Genomic DNA, 1,232 nt, shown 5'->3' on the forward strand with positions numbered 1-1,232 from the left:
CATGCGTGACGGCGGGAACGGTCACCTCGTGGGTGGCCCCGCGATAGGAGGCGACGGCGGGACGCGGCCGGTCGGCCGGCAGCGTCGCCTCCTCCGGCAGGTCCGCCAGCATCGCGCGCCAGAAGTCGAGTTGGGGGGACTGCTCGTCCGCCAGCAGCCTCTGCTGCCAGAGGGTGTAGTCGGCGTACTGGACCGGCAGCGGCGCCCACTCGGGGGCCGCGCCCCGCGAGCGGGCCGCGTAGGCGCGGTCGAGGTCGGCGAAGAAGGGGGCGTTCGACCAGCCGTCGGAGGCGATGTGGTGGGTGACGACGACCAGCACGTGGTCCTCGTCGGCCAACCGCAACAGGGCCGCGCGCAGCGGGAGGCCGACCGCGAGGTCGAAGATCTTGGCGCTCTCCTCGGCGAGCAGCGCGGGCAGACTGTTCTCGTCGGCCGGGACGACCGGCAGGGGCACGGCGATCTCATCGGCCGGCAGGACGAGTTGGTACGCCTCGCCGTCCGCCGTCCGGAAGACGGTGCGCAGGGCCTCGTGACGCCCCACGACGTCGATGAGGGCGTGGCGCAGTGCGACGGCGTCGAGGGGGCCGGTGAGGCGGAGGGCGAGGGGGATGTTGTACGTCGGTGACGGGCCCTCCAACTGGTCGAGGAACCAAAGCCGTTGCTGGGCGGAGGAGAGGGGGAGGCGTTCGGGGCGCTCACCCGCGACCAGCGCGGGGCGCGGCTGGTCACCGTTGCTCGTCTGGATCAGCTCGGCGAGCTGGGCGACGGTGGGGTGCTGGAACATGTCGCGGACCGTGATCCGGACACCGAAGGCGGTGCGGATGCGGCTGACGAGCCGGGTGGCGAGCAGGGAGTGTCCGCCGAGGCGCAGGAAGTGGTCGTCGATGGTGACGGAGGGGCGGCCGAGGACGTCGGCGAACAGGCCGCACAGCACCTCTTCGGCCGGGTCGCGCGGGGCGCGGCCGGCGCTGTCGGCGCTCAGATCGGGTGCGGGCAGGGCGCGCCGGTCGATCTTGCCGTTGGCGGTCAGGGGCAGGGTGTCGAGGAGGACGAAGGCGGCCGGGACCATATAGTCGGGCAGCGTCTCGTTCGCGTGGGCGCGCAGGGCGGCGGTGTCGACGACGTCGCCGACGACGTAGGCCACCAGGCGTTTGTCGCCGGGGCGGTCCTCGCGGACGACCACCGCGGCCTGCGCCACCGACGGGTGGGCGGCGAGCGCCGACTCGATCTCA

The 1,232-nt window shown here is 73.4% G+C and carries 1 protein-coding gene; it reads right to left on the minus strand.

The features are described 5' to 3' along the window. Positions 1-1,232 (minus strand): condensation domain-containing protein (locus ADK41_RS03465; protein ID WP_245174594.1); only part of this gene is annotated, 1,232 nt, incomplete at both ends.

It is taken from the genome of Streptomyces caelestis, assembly GCF_001279005.1.
Lineage (GTDB): Bacteria > Actinomycetota > Actinomycetes > Streptomycetales > Streptomycetaceae > Streptomyces > Streptomyces heliomycini.